The following is a 15,857-nucleotide window of genomic DNA, read 5'->3' on the forward strand; positions in this document are numbered from 1 at the left end:
TGCTTTCTAATCTGTTAATGACAACCGGGCATTATGGAAAATAAAAGCATTCCCCAAGCCACGTCGCCCCTGGCCGCGTGGCTTTCTTATCTGGAAAACCTGCACAGTAAAACCATCGATATGGGGCTTGAGCGCGTAAGCCAGGTCGCCGCGCGTCTTGATGTGCTCAAACCGGCACCTTTCGTGTTCACCGTCGCGGGCACCAATGGTAAAGGCACCACCTGTCGTACGCTGGAATCTGTCCTGATGGCTGCGGGTTACAGAGTAGGCGTGTACAGCTCTCCACACCTGGTCCGCTACACCGAGCGGGTCCGCGTGCAGAACAGCGAGCTGCCGGAATCGGCGCATACGGCGTCGTTCGCGGAAATTGAAGCCGCGCGCGGTGAGATCTCATTAACCTATTTTGAATACGGTACGCTTTCCGCGCTGTGGCTGTTTAAGCAGGCGCAGCTGGATGTGGTGATCCTTGAGGTTGGCCTCGGCGGACGTCTTGATGCGACCAATATGGTGGATGCGGACGTGGCGGTGGTCACCAGCATCGCGCTGGACCATATCGACTGGCTGGGACCGGATCGTGAAAGCATTGGCCGCGAGAAGGCCGGTATTTTCCGGGCAAATAAACCCGCCGTGGTTGGCGAGCCGGACATGCCGCACACCATTGCTGACGTGGCAAACGAGAAGGGCGCGCGTCTGCTGCGCCGCGGCGTTGACTGGCAGTATGTGGTTCAGGATAACGGCTGGCGCTTCAGCGATGGTCAGGGCACTCTGGACAACCTGCCGCTGCCGCAGGTGCCGCAGCCGAACGCGGCAACCGCGCTGGCGGCACTGCGCGCCAGTGGATTAGCGGTCAGCGATCAGGCTATCCGCGACGGCATTCAGAGCGCAATTCTGCCCGGGCGTTTCCAGATTGTCAGCGAGTCACCGCGCCTGATTCTGGACGTGGCGCATAACCCGCATGCGGCTGCGTATCTCGCGGGACGTCTCAAATCGTTACCAAAAACCGGGCGCGTGCTGGCGGTTATCGGTATGCTTCATGATAAAGATATCGGCGGGACGCTGGCCTGCATGGAGACTGTGGTCGATAGCTGGTATTGTGCTCCTCTGGAGGGGCCGCGCGGCGCGACGGCTGAGCAGCTGATGGAACATCTCGGCAAAGGCGCAATCTACAGTAGCGTGGCTCATGCCTGGCATGCCGCGATGGCGGATGCTAAACCAGAAGATACCGTGCTGGTGTGTGGTTCATTCCACACGGTGGCACATGTCATGGAAGTGATGGACGCGGGGAGAACCGGTGGCGAGTAAGTTTCAGAACCGTTTAACAGGAACCATTGTGCTGGTCGCGCTCGGGGTGATTATTCTCCCCGGGCTGCTCGACGGGCAGAAAAAGCATTATCAGGATGAGTTTGCCGCTATTCCGCTGGTGCCGAAGCCGGGTGACCGCGATGAGCCGGATATGCTGCCCGCGGCGACGCAGGCGCTGCCTGCCCAGCCGCCGGAAGGGGCGGCGGAAGAGGTGCGGGCAGGCGATGCCGCCGCACCGTCGCTCGATCCGTCTCGCCTGGCGGCAGCGAGCAGCAGCGATATCGATCCGTTGCCGGTAGAGCAGCCTAAACCTGTTGAAAAACCGAAGCCGGTTGAGAAGCCGCAGCCGAAACCGCAGCAACAGCCACAGCGGGATAAAGCAGCAGAGCAGCTGGCTGCCGCATCAGAAACCCCTCCGCCGGCAAAACAAGACGCGGCACCGACCGGAAAAGCGTACGTTGTGCAGCTCGGCGCGCTGAAAAACGCCGACAAAGTTAACGAGGTGGTGAGCAAACTGCGCAGTGCGGGATATCGTGTTTACACTTCACCTTCCACGCCGGTGCAGGGTAAAATTACCCGCATCCTCGTGGGGCCAGAAGCGTCCAAAGATAAGCTTAAAGGTTCGCTCGGCGAGCTGAAGCAGATCTCCGGCCTGAGCGGCGTGGTGATGGGCTACAGCGCGAACTAAGTACGACCTGCTCCTTAAAGAGAGAGGCGATAAGCCAACGGCGTTGAGCATTTTTTCAGCGCCTTTTTTATTTACGCGCGGGAAGGAAATCCCTACGCAAACGTTTTCTTTTTCTGTTAGAATTCGCCCCGAACTGGATGACAGGGCGTTAAATCGTGGGACACATATGGTCTGGATTGATTACGCCATCATTGCGGTGATTGGTTTTTCCTGTCTGGTTAGCCTGATCCGTGGCTTTGTTCGTGAAGCGTTATCGCTGGTGACTTGGGGTTGTGCTTTCTTTGTCGCCAGTCATTACTACACTTACCTGTCTGTCTGGTTCACGGGCTTTGAAGATGAACTGGTCCGAAATGGAATCGCTATCGCGGTGCTGTTTATCGCAACGCTGATTGTCGGCGCTATCGTGAATTACGTGATAGGTCAGCTGGTCGAGAAAACCGGTCTGTCAGGAACGGACAGGGTACTCGGGATCTGTTTCGGGGCGTTGCGAGGCGTGCTGATTGTGGCCGCGATCCTGTTCTTCCTGGATACCTTTACCGGGTTCTCCAAAAGCGAAGACTGGCAGAAATCGCAGCTCATTCCAGAGTTCAGCTTCATCATCAGATGGTTCTTTGACTATCTGCAAAGCTCGTCGAGTTTTTTGCCCAGGGCATAAACCCTGAGATGTGGCTTAACGAGGAAAAGACGAATGTGCGGTATTGTCGGTATCGCCGGTTTCATGCCGGTAAACCAGTCGATTTATGACGCGTTAACGGTGCTTCAGCACCGTGGGCAGGATGCTGCGGGTATCATCACCATTGATGCAAACAACTGCTTCCGTTTACGCAAGGCGAATGGCCTGGTGAACGATGTGTTTGAAGCCCGCCATATGCAGCGTCTGCAAGGTAATATGGGGATCGGTCACGTTCGTTATCCTACTGCTGGCAGTTCCAGCGCCTCTGAGGCACAGCCTTTCTACGTCAACTCACCGTATGGCATCACCCTTGCTCATAACGGCAACCTGACCAACGCGCATGAGCTGCGTAAAAAGCTGTTCGAAGAGAAACGTCGCCACATTAACACCACCTCTGATTCTGAAATTCTGCTCAATGTGTTCGCCAGCGAGCTGGATAACTTCCGCCACTACCCGCTGGAAGCAGACAACATCTTTGCTGCCATTGCTGCGACCAACCGCCAGATCCGCGGCGCGTATGCCTGCGTGGCGATGATCATCGGTCACGGCATGGTGGCCTTCCGCGATCCAAACGGCATTCGTCCGCTGGTGCTCGGTAAGCGCGACCTCGGCGATGGCCGTACTGAATATATGGTTGCCTCTGAAAGCGTGGCGCTGGATACCCTGGGCTTCGAATTCCTGCGCGACGTTGCGCCGGGCGAAGCGGTTTATATCACCGAGAAGGGCCAGCTGTTTACCCGTCAGTGTGCCGACAACCCGGTCAGCAACCCGTGCCTGTTTGAATACGTTTACTTTGCCCGTCCGGATTCCTTCATCGACAAGATTTCCGTCTACAGCGCGCGCGTGAACATGGGCACGAAGCTGGGCGAGAAGATTGCCCGCGAGTGGGACGATCTCGACATCGACGTGGTGATTCCTATCCCGGAAACCTCCTGCGATATCGCGCTGGAGATCGCCCGCATTCTGGACAAGCCATACCGTCAGGGCTTTGTGAAGAACCGCTACGTTGGCCGCACCTTTATCATGCCGGGCCAGCACCTGCGCCGTAAGTCCGTGCGCCGCAAGCTGAACGCCAACCGCGCTGAATTCCGCGACAAGAACGTTCTGCTCGTCGATGACTCCATCGTTCGCGGCACCACCTCTGAGCAGATCATCGAGATGGCGCGCGAAGCGGGCGCGAAGAAAGTCTACCTGGCCTCTGCTGCGCCGGAGATTCGCTTCCCGAACGTGTACGGCATCGATATGCCAACCGCTAACGAGCTGATCGCTCACGGCCGTGAAGTGGATGAAATTCGCCAGATCATCGGTGCCGACGGCCTGATTTTCCAGGATCTGAACGACCTCATCGACGCGGTGCGTGCTGAGAATCCGGAAATTCAGCAGTTCGAATGCTCCGTGTTCAACGGTATTTACGTGACCAAAGACGTTGACCAGCAGTACCTCGACTATCTTGATTCGCTGCGCAACGACGATGCGAAAGCCGTCCAGCTGCAGAACGATCTCGAAAGCTTAGAGATGCACAACGAAGGTTGATGCTCCGGCAGGTGAGGGCGAATGCCCTCACTTGCAACTCCCCGCAAAATCCTGCACAGTCTGCCCTGAAATCAGTAAGGGCGAAAATCATGAAACGACTCATTGTTGGGCTCAGCGGCGCCAGCGGCGCGATTTACGGCGTACGTCTGTTACAGGTTCTACGTAACGTGGCGGAAGTCGAGACCCATCTGGTGATGAGCCAGGCGGCGCGGCAGACCCTCTCTCTGGAAACCGATCTCTCCCTGCGCGATGTCCAGGCACTGGCTGACGTGGTTCACGATGCCCGTGATATCGCCGCCAGCATCTCCTCAGGCTCGTTTAAAACGGCCGGCATGGTTATCCTGCCCTGTTCGATTAAAACGCTCTCCGGCATTGTAAACAGCTATACCGACACCCTGGTGACGCGCGCGGCGGATGTGGTGCTGAAGGAGCGGCGTCCTCTGGTGCTCTGCGTGCGGGAAACGCCGCTGCACCTCGGCCATCTGCGTTTAATGACCCAGGCCGCCGAGCTTGGGGCCGTCATCATGCCGCCGGTACCGGCGTTTTATCATCGCCCGGCCTCGCTGGACGACGTGATCAATCAGACCGTCAACCGCGTGCTGGATCAGTTTGACATCGACCTGCCTGAAGATCTCTTCACCCGCTGGCAAGGGGCCTGAATCTGTGCACAAACAGAGTGCATGAAAAGAGACGTTGCCCTGTTTCAGGGCAATTATGCAACGGCGATCATATCCTCGACATTTAATTCGTTTTTTCCCTTTTTCTCTTTCCGGTTCGTTCGGCAGACCTGCTATCTTTCACCATTAAGGCAATATCGCAACGTTTTATTAACATATTTAACGTCGAAGTTTTGACCAGACGGCAATGTGGCATAAGACCTGCAAGATGAAGCCTGCAACACAACACACAACACAATACATAATAAAATCACGGTACTTGAGGGTAAATGTATGAAGAAGACGGTTCTGGCTCTGTCTTTGCTCGTGGGGTTAAGTGCGGCGGCAGGTAGCTACGCAGCGCTTCCACAGACGGTTCGTATCGGTACAGACGCAACCTACGCGCCATTCTCTTCCAAGGATGCGAAAGGCGATTTCGTGGGGTTTGATATCGATCTGGGAAATGAAATGTGCAAACGCATTGCTGTGAAATGCACATGGGTGGGCAGCGACTTTGACGCATTAATCCCGTCGCTGAAAGCCAAGAAAATCGATGCCATTATCTCTTCTCTCTCCATCACTGAAAAACGCCAGCAGGAGATTGCCTTCTCTGACAAGCTCTACGCTGCGGATTCGCGTCTGATTGCCGCGAAAGGTTCCCCGATTAAGCCCACCATCGACTCGCTGAAAGGGAAACACGTCGGCGTGCTTCAGGGGTCGACGCAGGAAGGTTATGCCAATGCGACCTGGCGCGAGAAGGGCGTAGACGTGGTGGCTTACCAGAACCAGGATCTGATTTACTCTGACCTGGCCGCAGGCCGTCTGGATGCGGCATTCCAGGATGAAGTCGCCGCGAGCGAAGGCTTCCTGAAACAGCCTGCGGGTAAAGACTATGCATTTGCTGGCCCGTCGGTAAAAGACAAAAAATACTTTGGTGACGGCACCGGTATTGGCCTGCGCAAGGATGATACCGAGCTGAAAGCCGCCTTTGACAAAGCCTTTGCAGAGCTGCGTAAAGACGGTACTTACGACAAACTGGCGAAGAAATACTTCGACTTCAACGTATACGGTGAATAATACCTGACGCTAACGCACCTAAAAGGTGCGTTACGGGAGCGGTTGACCCAATGCGGTGCGTTTGTTGCACCGTATTGGATCGCTTTGTGCATACTTACGCATTTATAATGCAAAAAATCCCGCCTGAAGGGCATTAGTCTTTGCCTGGCAGAGGGGATTAATGGCACATTAGCACCACCCCGTCGTCGTAAAAATCCCGTATGAAGACAGTTTGTTGAGGATAAATATGAAAAAACTCGTGTTGTCACTATCTCTGGTACTGGCCTTTTCCAGCGCCACCGCGGCATTCGCAGCCATTCCGCAGAAAATCCGAATTGGTACCGATCCAACCTATGCGCCGTTCGAATCGAAGAATTCAAAGGGTGAACTGGTCGGTTTTGACATCGATCTGGCCAATGAGCTGTGCAAACGCATCAAAGCACAGTGTACCTACGTTGAGAACCCGCTGGATGCGCTGATCCCGTCCCTGAAAGCGAAAAAAATCGACGTGATCATGTCCTCACTCTCCATCACCGAAAAACGCCAGCAGGAGATTGCCTTCACCGACAAACTCTACGCGGCCGATTCTCGTCTTGTAGTGGCTAAAGCTTCTGACATTCAGCCAACGCTGGAGTCGCTAAAAGGCAAACGCGTCGGCGTGCTGCAGGGCACCACGCAGGAAACCTACGGCAACGAACACTGGGCGCCGAAGGGGATTGAAATCGTCTCCTATCAGGGCCAGGAAAATATCTACGCTGACCTGACGGCAGGCCGAATTGATGCGGCATTCCAGGATGAAGTCGCGGCAAGCGAAGGCTTCCTGAAAACGCCGGTGGGTAAAGATTACAAGTTTGGCGGCCCGTCAATTAAGGACGTGAAGTTGTTTGGTGTGGGCACCGGCATGGGCCTGCGCAAAGAAGACAACGAGCTGCGTGAGGCGCTGAACAAAGCGTTCGCTGAAATGCGCGCTGACGGTACCTACGACAAACTGGCGAAAAAGTACTTTGATTTTAATGTTTACGGTGGCTAATCGCCCCGTCATATAACGTGCGGCCCCTCCCGCTGCGGGAGGGGAAAAGACACGGTTCCACCACTCACGATACGACAGGGCTCGCGGTATGCTGTACGGATTTTCTGGCGTTATTTTACAGGGCGCGCTTGTCACCCTTGAGCTGGCTATCAGCTCCGTGGTGCTGGCGGTGCTGATAGGTCTGGCAGGCGCAGGGGCGAAGCTTTCAGCTAACAAACCGCTGGCGCTCATATTTGAAGGCTACACCACGCTTATTCGCGGCGTTCCCGATCTGGTGCTAATGCTGCTTATCTTTTACGGTCTGCAGATTGCGCTGAACAGCTTAACGGACGCGATGGGCATGGGACAAATTGATATCGACCCGATGGTGGCCGGTATTATTACCCTCGGTTTTATCTACGGTGCCTACTTCACCGAAACCTTCCGCGGTGCCTACATGGCCGTGCCGAAAGGACACATTGAGGCGGCAACCGCATTTGGTTTTACCTCTTCACAAACGTTTCGTCGGATTATGTTCCCGGCCATGATGCGCTATGCGCTGCCGGGTATCGGCAACAACTGGCAGGTTATCCTCAAAGCGACAGCGCTGGTCTCGCTGCTCGGTCTGGAAGACGTCGTAAAAGCAACTCAGCTGGCGGGCAAGAGCACCTGGGAGCCGTTCTACTTTGCGGTGGTCTGCGGCGTGATTTATCTGGTCTTTACGACCGCCTCCAATGGTGTGCTGCTCCTGCTCGAGCGTCGCTACTCCGTGGGTGTGAAGAGGGCTGACCTGTGATTGAGATTATTCAGGAATACTGGAAATCGCTGCTCTGGACGGATGGCTACCGCTTTACCGGCGTGGCGATTACCCTCTGGCTGCTGATCTCCTCCGTGGTGATGGGCGGTATTCTGGCGGTGTTTCTTGCCATTGGCCGCGTGTCGAACAATAAATTTATCCAGTTCCCGATCTGGCTGTTCACCTACGTGTTTCGCGGTACGCCGCTGTACGTGCAGCTGCTGGTGTTCTATTCGGGGATGTATACGCTTGAGATCGTAAAAGGCACTGAGATGCTGAACGCGTTCTTCCGCAGCGGCCTGAACTGTACGGTGCTGGCGTTGACGCTCAACACCTGCGCCTACACCACCGAGATTTTCGCCGGGGCAATTCGCTCTGTTCCTTACGGCGAGATTGAAGCGGCGCGCGCGTACGGCTTTTCCTCGGTGAAACTTTATCGTTGCATTATTCTGCCGTCGGCACTGCGTATCGCGTTACCGGCGTACAGTAACGAAGTGATTTTGATGCTGCACTCCACCGCGCTCGCCTTTACCGCGACGGTGCCGGATCTGCTCAAAATCGCGCGCGATATTAACTCCGCGACCTATCAGCCGTTTACCGCGTTTGGCATTGCGGCGGTGCTCTATTTAATAATCTCTTATGTTTTGATTAGCCTGTTCCGTAAGGCTGAAAAACGCTGGTTGCAGCATATAAAACCTTCTTCGACGCACTGAGAAAGATGATGGCTGAGAACAAATTAAACGTTATTGATTTGCACAAACGCTACGGCGAACATGAAGTGCTGAAAGGGGTGTCGCTGCAGGCGAATGCAGGCGATGTAATCAGTATCATCGGCTCATCCGGCTCGGGTAAAAGTACCTTCCTGCGCTGCATTAACTTCCTTGAAAAGCCGAGCGAAGGCTCGATTGTGGTGAGCGGGCAGAATATTAACCTGGTCCGTGACAAAGACGGCCAGCTGAAGGTTGCGGATAAAAACCAGCTGCGCCTGCTGCGTACGCGCCTGACGATGGTGTTCCAGCACTTCAACCTCTGGAGCCACATGACGGTGTTGGAGAACGTGATGGAAGCGCCAATTCAGGTGCTGGGCCTGAGCAAGCAGGAAGCCCGCGAGCGCGCGGTGAAATACCTGGCGAAAGTGGGTATCGACGAGCGCCAGCAGATGAAATATCCGGTGCATCTCTCCGGCGGTCAGCAGCAGCGTGTCTCTATCGCCCGCGCGCTGGCGATGGAGCCAGAAGTGCTGCTGTTCGACGAGCCGACTTCCGCGCTGGACCCTGAACTCGTCGGCGAAGTGCTGCGCATCATGCAGAAGCTGGCCGAAGAGGGCAAAACGATGGTGGTGGTGACGCACGAGATGGGCTTCGCCCGTAACGTCTCGAACCACGTTATCTTCCTGCATCAGGGGAAAATTGAAGAGCAGGGACACCCGGACGAGGTGCTGGCGAACCCGCAAAGCCCGCGCCTGCAGCAGTTCCTGAAAGGGTCTCTGAAGTAGGTTTTGCCTTTCCCCCTCTCCCTGTGGGAGAGGGCATCAAGCCGCACCGCACTCCAGCCGATACACCCAGTCGTCATAGCGCACGCCGTCAATTTCATACGCCTTTTCCAGCACCTGCGTGCGCACAAACCCGGCTTTCTCCAGCACCCGCACCGAACCGCCGTTATCTGCCAGCACGTACGCGTTAATCGCTTTCACGCTGGTCTGGTTAAACGCGTAATCACACACCGCGCGCAGCGCCTCGCTGGCGATACCTTTCCCCTGCGCGGCAGGCACAACCGTATAGCCGATATCGGCCTCTTCACGATTCTCAGGGCTGATTTGCAGGCCGATATCGCCAAGCGGCGTATCGTCCTCAAGAGAGCGGATCACGAAGACATGCTCCGCCATCAGGCGTGCAGCAAACACGCGGCGGGTCTCTTTTTCCGGCGCGATGGCGGCCATGTAGCGCATGATGCGGCGATCTTCTCGCAGCGAGCGGAAGAAGGCCCAGTCAGTGGGTTCGAAAGGTGTGAGGTGAAGCCGGGGAGTGGTTATCGTTGCCATTGTTACGCCATATCTTCGGAACATGGCCTGTCACTGTAACATATTCACCGCACCACATCCCCCAGCGCCTCTTCTAATTCGTACCAGCGGAACGCAAAGCCGGCCGCTTCCAGCCGTTTTGGCAGCGCTCGCTGTCCGCCTAATACCAATACAGACGCTTCACCCATCATCAGGCGAATCACCGTGGCAGGCACGCGTAATATCGCCGGGCGGTGCAGGGCATGCCCCAGCGCGTGGGCAAACTGTTCGTTACGCACCGGATAGGGAGCAACCATGTTAAACGGCCCGCGCAGGTCGTTATCCAGAAGCCAGAGAATCCCGTTGACCATATCGTCGATATGGATCCACGCCAGGTACTGACGACCATTGCCGATAGGGCCGCCGAGCCCAAGCCGGAAAGGGGGAAGCATCTTCGCCAGAATGCCGCCCTTCGGCGCAAGTACGACGCCGGTCCGCAACAGGCAGACGCGGGTGCGATCGCTCTGCGCCGCGCAGGCGATACGCTCCCACTGGGCGCAGAGTTTATGGGTAAACTCGTTATGCGGCGGCTCTTCCTCGGTCACCACCACCTCGCCGAGATCGCCGTAATAGCCCACAGCTGAACCTGAAATCAGTACCGAAGGCGGCGTGTGGCTATTGCGGATCAGCTCGACCAGCTTTTCGGTAATGTTCCACCGGCTGCTGCATAACAGCTGTTTTTGCTCTTCCGTCCAGCGCTTATCGGCGATGGGTTCACCCGCGAGGTTAATGACGGCGTCAAAGCCGTCCAGATTTTGCTGCTCGGCCAGATTTTTCCAGATATCGACACCCGCCCCCAGCACCTGGCGCGCTTTCTCCGGGCTGCGCGTGACCACGGTAATGTCGTGATGCAAGGCCTGCAGATACGCAATGAGGTGACGACCAATCAGGCCTGTCCCGCCGGTCAGCAAAATCTTCATACAACCTCCAGGGTTACGCCTGGCGTCGCCAGCTTAGCGTCATGGAGACGGAATCGGCGTAGCGCAGGGCGTGAAGTTTATCGATCTCAACTTCAGCATAAGTGACCCAGTGATGTTCACGTGCGATATCGAGCACATCCTGAGTTAATTTTTCCAGCAGAGAGAAGCGGTTATTCTCCACGTACTGAATGATGTTTTTGGTTATTGTGCGGTAGTTCAGCGCGTCGTTGATATCTTCGCTGGCCCGCGCTTTGTCTGCGGGATAGTGAATTACCACGTTAATGACAATATCCTGACGGTTGGCGATCTCTTCCTCTTTGATGCCGATGAAGGTGCGCAAGCGTAAATTTTTTATACGAATAATGGCGTCTGGCTGTGACATTGCAGGTCTTCTCCGTGTCAGTATTTCCTGCTCATCATACATGAGAGGCTCGCAGGCACCCAGCCTCATAGCGGGTTAAATCTGCTGGATTTTTTGCATTGCCCGCTCGGTGGCCGGCCGGGTCCGGATGCGCTCAAACCAGTTGTTCACCGCCGGGTAAGCGGCCAGGTCAATTCGATGTTTTTCATGCGTATTCACCCACGGCCAGCAGGCGATGTCGGCAATACTGTAATGATCGCCCCCGAGCCACGGCGTTTTCTTCAGCCGACGGTTCAGAACGTCATAGAGCCGCTGCGTCTCGACCTGATAGCGTTCTATCGCATAAGGAATGGGCTGCGGGGCGTAAGCGGTAAAATGATGATTTTGCCCCAGCATGGGCCCCAGCCCGCTCGCCTGCCAGAAGAGCCATTGCAGGGTATGGTGACGCTCGCGAAGTTCGCCGCTCAGCAGTTTGCCGGTTTTCTCCGCCAGGTAGAGCAAAATTTCACCGGATTCAAACAGGCTCAGCGGCCTGCCCCCGTCCGCCGGCTGGTTATCAATAATGGCCGGGATTTTATTATTCGGCGATATAGCCAGAAAGAGAGGGCTGAACTGTTCGCCTTTGCTGATATCCACGCGAATGATCCTGTAATCCAGCTCGGCTTCTTCAAGAAAGAGGGTGATCTTATGGCCGTTTGGGGTAGGGGCGTAATAAAGGTCGATCATTCTCAACTCCTGTCCATGCGAAGAGTGGTGCCATGACAAATGAGTATAGGTGGTTGTTGTAAATCGTGAGTTTTCATCAAGTGACAGCGACGCAAAGAGATTATATGTTGAGTAAAAACCCGATCAGCCGATGAGGATGTTATGAACCAGCCCGTAATCACGTTGTGGTCCGATGCGAATTTCTTTTCTCCCTATGTTATGAGCGTATACGTTGCGCTGGCCGAAAAAGGGCTTACTTTTACGCTGAAGACCGTTAATCTCGACGGCGGTGAGCATCTCAAGCCGCAGTGGCAGGGTTACGACCTGACCCGACGCGTGCCGGTGCTGGAGATTGACGGTTTTGCCCTGAGCGAATCGTCGGCGATTGATGAATATCTGGAAGATCGGTTCGCGCCGCCCGAGTGGGAGCGCATCTATCCTCACGACCTGCAAAAACGCGCGCGGGCGCGGCAGATCCAGGCGTGGCTGCGAAGCGATCTGGTGCCAATTCGCGTGGAACGCTCAACGGACGTCGTGTTCGCCGGGGTGAAAAAGCCAGCGCTCAGCGCTGAAGGTCGTGAAAGCGCGCAAAAACTCATTGAAACCGCCACCTCGCTCCTCGCACACGGCAACCCGAACCTGTTCGGCGAATGGTGCATTGCCGACGCCGATCTGGCGTTGATGCTAAACCGCCTGATCCTCAACGGCGATGAGGTGCCGCAGCTGCTGGTGGATTATGCCGCGTTTCAGTGGCAGCGTGCCTCCGTGCAGCGCTATGTGGCACTATCTGCCAGGCGCGCGGGCTGATAAGCCCGGACGCTTCAGGTATGATGGGGGCAGTCTGTTTTCCCGAGGAGTGACTGATGAAACTGATGTTTGCGTCGGATATCCATGGATCGCTGCCCGCTACCGAGCGTGTCCTTTCCCTGTTTGCACAAAGCGGCGCGCAGTGGCTGATTATTCTGGGGGATGTGCTCAACCACGGACCGCGCAACGCGCTGCCGCAGGGCTACGCTCCGGCGCAGGTCGCGGAAAAGCTCAACCCGTACGCCTCGCGCATTATCGCCGTTCGCGGCAACTGCGACAGCGAAGTGGACCAGATGCTGCTGCATTTCCCCCTTACCGCGCCATGGCAGCAGGTGCTGCTGGAACAAAGCCGTCTGTTCCTGACGCACGGGCATCTTTTTAGCCCGGATAATCTCCCGGCGCTCGCGGCTGGCGATGTCCTGGTTTACGGTCATACTCATATTCCGGTTGCTGAAAAGCGCGGTGAGATTTATCACTTTAACCCGGGTTCGGTCAGCATACCGAAAGGCGGTCATCCAGCGAGCTATGGCATGCTGGATGGAAATACCCTGCGCGTTATCGCACTTAATGATCAGCAAGTTATTGCGCAGGTAGCGATTAATCCGTAAGTTACACCTCAACTGCAAACGCGCCGAAAGAGCGCTTAGAAGAGAAGGTTTCCCGATGGTGGAGCAGAGTCATTTGGCAAGTACAGAGTGGGTTGACATTGTCAGCGAAGAGAATGAAGTGATCGCGCAGGCCAGCCGCGAACAAATGCGTGCGGAGCGTCTGCGTCACCGCGCAACGTATATCGTTGTGCATGACGGGATGGGCAAAATTCTGGTCCAGCGCCGCACGGACACCAAAGATTTTCTCCCGGGTATGCTGGATGCCACCGCTGGTGGGGTTGTCCAGGCAGATGAAGTGCTGCTGGATTCCGCGCGTCGTGAAGCGGAAGAAGAGTTAGGCATCGCCGGTGTGCCGTTTGCCGAGCACGGCCAGTTCTATTTCGAAGACGAAAACTGCCGCGTCTGGGGCGGGCTGTTTAGCTGCGTCTCCCACGGGCCGTTCGCTCTGCAGGAAGAAGAGGTGAGTGAAGTCAGCTGGATGACGCCGGAAGAGATCACCGCGCGCTGCGACGAGTTCACGCCGGATTCGTTAAAAGCGCTGGCGCTGTGGATGACCCGCAACGCCAAAAACGAATCGACCAAATCAGAGAAAGAGGAAGAGGCTGAGTAAGCGTCAGCAACTCTCTCTCAGACACAGACTGGACGCGATGGGCTTTTGATCGCGCCAGTCCCCGTCATTCAGACGCTCCAGCAACGCTTTCCCGGCTTCAATTCCAATCTTACGATGCGGCACCGCCATCGTCGTCAGCGGCGGCTGACAGACGCGGCTCACGTCGCTATCGCCAAAACCTACCACCGCCAGATCGTCCGGCACCTTGATTCGCCTGCGCTGACACTCGTACAGCGCCCCGCAGGCCAGCTCGTCTGAGACGCAGACAAGCGCATCCAGCTCAGGCCACGCCAGCAGGAATTCTGGCAGCTGTGCCGCGCCGGTCGAGAAGCTCGGCGGCATCGCCGCGTTAATCACCCGGTTCGGCGACATATGGTGGCGAAGCATGGCTTTGTACCAGCCCTGCAAATGCTGCTGGAAAATCCACTGCTCCTGGTTAGCGCACAGCAGACCAATATTTTGATAGCCGCGCTTAATCACCATTTCCGTGAGTTCATACATAGCCGCTACGTTATCAATCCCGATATTCATATCGATCGGGTCGGCGCGCATGGCACCCATCTCCATCACCGGAATAGAGGCGTTTTTCAGCCAGTGGCGAACGGTATCGGTATGTTCAACGCTGAGCAGGATTGCGGCGGCAATGTTCGACGCCAGCAGCGTCTCCAGCAATTTCTCCTCCTGCTCCAGGCGATGCTGGGATTCTGCCAGCATGATCTGATACCCGGCAGGCTGTAGCACCTGCTGTAGCCCGGCGAACATCTCCGAGCATCCGGCTTCGGAGAGATTAGGCACCACCATAGCGATCGTCCATGACGACGCCGAGGCTAGCGCGCTGGCGGCAAGATTAGGCATATAACCCAGCTCCTGCACGGCAGCTTCAATTTTTTCTCGTAGTTTATCGGAAACCTGTTCGGGCGTGCGGAGTGCACGGGACACGGTCATCGTGCCCACACCGGCAAGCTGTGCGACATCGGCGAGTGTCACTTTACCGGTACTGCGCCGTTTTCGGGTTAGAGACATACACCTTCCTGCTGACCAGACGCGTTCTTCATTTCCTTCGCTTCACGTGACAGGCAGTATACGCCTTAAATCCCTTTTTTTGCTGTGATTTAGCGCCGTGATTGCAATTTGATAGCGCTATCACATTTCTGCATGTTAGTGATTGATAGCGCTATCTTTGTGATCGCGATCGCAGTCATACAGCGATGTGTTGAATAAAGTTTGCTCATCTTTAGCGTGTGGCGGGAGTGAAAAGTGCTCAAAAAATGGATATATGATACAACCATCACGCTGCAGGATAGCGTGGAAAACTGGCCGCAGGCGCTGGAGCTGTGCGCGAAGCCGCTTCTGGATTTGCAGGTGATTGAGCCTGAATACGTCACGGCCATCATCCAGCAGCATCACACGTTAGGACCCTATTATGTGCTGGCACCAGGGCTAGCAATGCCGCATGCGCGGCCGGAGGAAGGCGCCAAAGGACTGGGGTTGTCATTATTAAAACTAAAACAGGGCGTCTCGTTTGGTGCCGGTGAGTTTGACCCTGTCGATGTCATTATTATGCTCGCGGCACCGGACAAACATAGCCATATCGAAATGATATCCGCACTCGCAGAATTATTTTCCAGCGACGAGGATATGGAGAAACTGCATCAGGCGAATACCCTGGAGGAAATTAAAACGATTATTGACCGCTTCTGATTTAATTCTTTAATCCGATTATTCACAACATTACGCGCCAGCGTGATGGGGCGTGCTCTACTCAAAATAAGGGGACAACAATGAAAATCATGGCTATTTGCGGCTCCGGCCTGGGCAGCAGTTTTATGGTCGAAATGAATATTAAAAAGGTGCTTAAAAAGCTGGAGATTGAGGCTGAGGTTGAACATTCCGATCTCTCCTCGGCCACGCCGGGCGCGGCCGATCTGTTCGTGATGGCAAAAGACATTGCGGCCAGCGCCAGCGTGCCGGAAAGCCAGCTGGTGGTGATTAACAACATCATCGACATCAACGAACTTGAAGCGCAGCTGCGCGCCTGGTTCGAAAGACAATAACCCTGATAAGGCGAGGTGGA

The 15,857-nt window shown here is 55.7% G+C and carries 20 protein-coding genes; 15 read left to right on the plus strand and 5 right to left on the minus strand.

Translation table 11 applies throughout. The features are described from left to right. The first annotated feature begins 33 nt into the window (after window positions 1-33). From folC to hisP, 10 genes are all read left to right on the plus strand, one after another. Window positions 34-1,302, plus strand: a complete 1,269-nt coding sequence (gene folC / locus ACOTZB_RS12760) for a bifunctional tetrahydrofolate synthase/dihydrofolate synthase (protein ID WP_421627302.1) — start codon at window positions 34-36, stop codon at window positions 1,300-1,302. Then, complete coding sequence (gene dedD / locus ACOTZB_RS12765) at window positions 1,292-1,990, plus strand: cell division protein DedD (protein ID WP_421627303.1); 699 nt, start codon at window positions 1,292-1,294, stop codon at window positions 1,988-1,990. Before folC ends, dedD begins: the two co-directional genes overlap by 11 nt. A 166-nt stretch (window positions 1,991-2,156) precedes the next feature. Further along, window positions 2,157-2,645 (plus strand): colicin V production protein, encoded by a 489-nt coding sequence (gene cvpA, locus ACOTZB_RS12770; protein WP_000262116.1) that lies wholly within the window; start codon window positions 2,157-2,159, stop codon window positions 2,643-2,645. 33 nt (window positions 2,646-2,678) lie between these two features. Further along, entirely contained in the window at window positions 2,679-4,196 is a 1,518-nt protein-coding gene (purF, locus tag ACOTZB_RS12775; RefSeq protein WP_021241570.1) for an amidophosphoribosyltransferase, read from the plus strand. 89 nt (window positions 4,197-4,285) lie between these two features. Next, on the plus strand, window positions 4,286-4,855 hold the full coding sequence (locus ACOTZB_RS12780; protein ID WP_028016217.1) for a UbiX family flavin prenyltransferase: 570 nt from the start codon (window positions 4,286-4,288) through the stop codon (window positions 4,853-4,855). Window positions 4,856-5,146: 291 nt separating this feature from the next. After that, a complete protein-coding gene (gene argT, locus ACOTZB_RS12785) occupies window positions 5,147-5,929 on the plus strand; it encodes a lysine/arginine/ornithine ABC transporter substrate-binding protein ArgT (protein WP_193806068.1) in 783 nt (260 codons plus the stop codon). Window positions 5,930-6,155: 226 nt separating this feature from the next. Then, complete coding sequence (hisJ, locus tag ACOTZB_RS12790; RefSeq protein WP_023336423.1) at window positions 6,156-6,938, plus strand: histidine ABC transporter substrate-binding protein HisJ; 783 nt, start codon at window positions 6,156-6,158, stop codon at window positions 6,936-6,938. Window positions 6,939-7,026: 88 nt separating this feature from the next. After that, the gene (locus tag ACOTZB_RS12795; protein ID WP_193806070.1) at window positions 7,027-7,713 is read left to right on the plus strand and encodes a histidine ABC transporter permease HisQ; all 687 of its coding nucleotides are present in this window, start codon (window positions 7,027-7,029) and stop codon (window positions 7,711-7,713) included. Then, entirely contained in the window at window positions 7,710-8,426 is a 717-nt protein-coding gene (locus ACOTZB_RS12800) for an ABC transporter permease (RefSeq protein ID WP_008502590.1), read from the plus strand. The genes ACOTZB_RS12795 and ACOTZB_RS12800 overlap by 4 nt, the downstream gene beginning before the upstream one ends. Before the next feature lie 8 nt (window positions 8,427-8,434). Continuing rightward, the gene (hisP, locus tag ACOTZB_RS12805; protein ID WP_045354320.1) at window positions 8,435-9,208 is read left to right on the plus strand and encodes a histidine ABC transporter ATP-binding protein HisP; all 774 of its coding nucleotides are present in this window, start codon (window positions 8,435-8,437) and stop codon (window positions 9,206-9,208) included. 36 nt (window positions 9,209-9,244) lie between these two features. Here hisP and ACOTZB_RS12810 read toward each other — a convergent pair whose 3' ends face one another. The 4 genes from ACOTZB_RS12810 to yfcG form a co-directional block, all read right to left on the minus strand. Continuing rightward, entirely contained in the window at window positions 9,245-9,754 is a 510-nt protein-coding gene (locus tag ACOTZB_RS12810; RefSeq protein WP_214576758.1) for a GNAT family N-acetyltransferase, read from the minus strand. A gap of 44 nt (window positions 9,755-9,798) precedes the next feature. After that, window positions 9,799-10,692 (minus strand): TIGR01777 family oxidoreductase, encoded by an 894-nt coding sequence (locus tag ACOTZB_RS12815; protein ID WP_421627304.1) that lies wholly within the window; start codon window positions 10,690-10,692, stop codon window positions 9,799-9,801. Between the two features lie 13 nt (window positions 10,693-10,705). Then, a complete protein-coding gene (gene folX, locus ACOTZB_RS12820) occupies window positions 10,706-11,074 on the minus strand; it encodes a dihydroneopterin triphosphate 2'-epimerase (RefSeq protein ID WP_023312555.1) in 369 nt (122 codons plus the stop codon). Between the two features lie 75 nt (window positions 11,075-11,149). After that, a complete protein-coding gene (gene yfcG / locus ACOTZB_RS12825) occupies window positions 11,150-11,779 on the minus strand; it encodes a GSH-dependent disulfide bond oxidoreductase (RefSeq protein ID WP_023312554.1) in 630 nt (209 codons plus the stop codon). Between the two features lie 141 nt (window positions 11,780-11,920). Between yfcG and yfcF the strand changes: the two genes are divergently transcribed. Genes yfcF through yfcD form a run of 3 tightly spaced genes read left to right on the plus strand, consistent with a single transcriptional unit; the run spans window position 11,921 to window position 13,783 of the window. After that, window positions 11,921-12,565, plus strand: a complete 645-nt coding sequence (yfcF, locus tag ACOTZB_RS12830; protein ID WP_193525395.1) for a glutathione transferase — start codon at window positions 11,921-11,923, stop codon at window positions 12,563-12,565. 56 nt (window positions 12,566-12,621) lie between these two features. Continuing rightward, window positions 12,622-13,173, plus strand: a complete 552-nt coding sequence (gene yfcE / locus ACOTZB_RS12835) for a phosphodiesterase (RefSeq protein ID WP_421627305.1) — start codon at window positions 12,622-12,624, stop codon at window positions 13,171-13,173. A 55-nt stretch (window positions 13,174-13,228) separates the two neighbouring features. Beyond that, a complete protein-coding gene (gene yfcD / locus ACOTZB_RS12840) occupies window positions 13,229-13,783 on the plus strand; it encodes an NUDIX hydrolase YfcD (RefSeq protein ID WP_023312551.1) in 555 nt (184 codons plus the stop codon). 3 nt (window positions 13,784-13,786) lie between these two features. On the opposite strand, the gene ACOTZB_RS12845 is transcribed toward yfcD, so the two are convergent. Continuing rightward, window positions 13,787-14,806 (minus strand): LacI family DNA-binding transcriptional regulator, encoded by a 1,020-nt coding sequence (locus tag ACOTZB_RS12845; RefSeq protein ID WP_029741925.1) that lies wholly within the window; start codon window positions 14,804-14,806, stop codon window positions 13,787-13,789. Between the two features lie 234 nt (window positions 14,807-15,040). Between ACOTZB_RS12845 and ACOTZB_RS12850 the strand changes: the two genes are divergently transcribed. Beyond that, entirely contained in the window at window positions 15,041-15,484 is a 444-nt protein-coding gene (locus ACOTZB_RS12850; protein ID WP_047060619.1) for a PTS sugar transporter subunit IIA, read from the plus strand. An 80-nt stretch (window positions 15,485-15,564) separates the two neighbouring features. Continuing rightward, window positions 15,565-15,837 carry a PTS sugar transporter subunit IIB gene (locus ACOTZB_RS12855; RefSeq protein ID WP_003861447.1) on the plus strand — a complete coding sequence of 91 codons (273 nt, stop codon included), beginning with the start codon at window positions 15,565-15,567 and terminating at the stop codon, window positions 15,835-15,837. Window positions 15,838-15,857 lie beyond the last annotated feature (20 nt).

It is taken from the genome of Enterobacter cloacae complex sp. SHL020, assembly GCF_049236945.1.
Taxonomy (GTDB): domain Bacteria; phylum Pseudomonadota; class Gammaproteobacteria; order Enterobacterales; family Enterobacteriaceae; genus Enterobacter; species Enterobacter dykesii.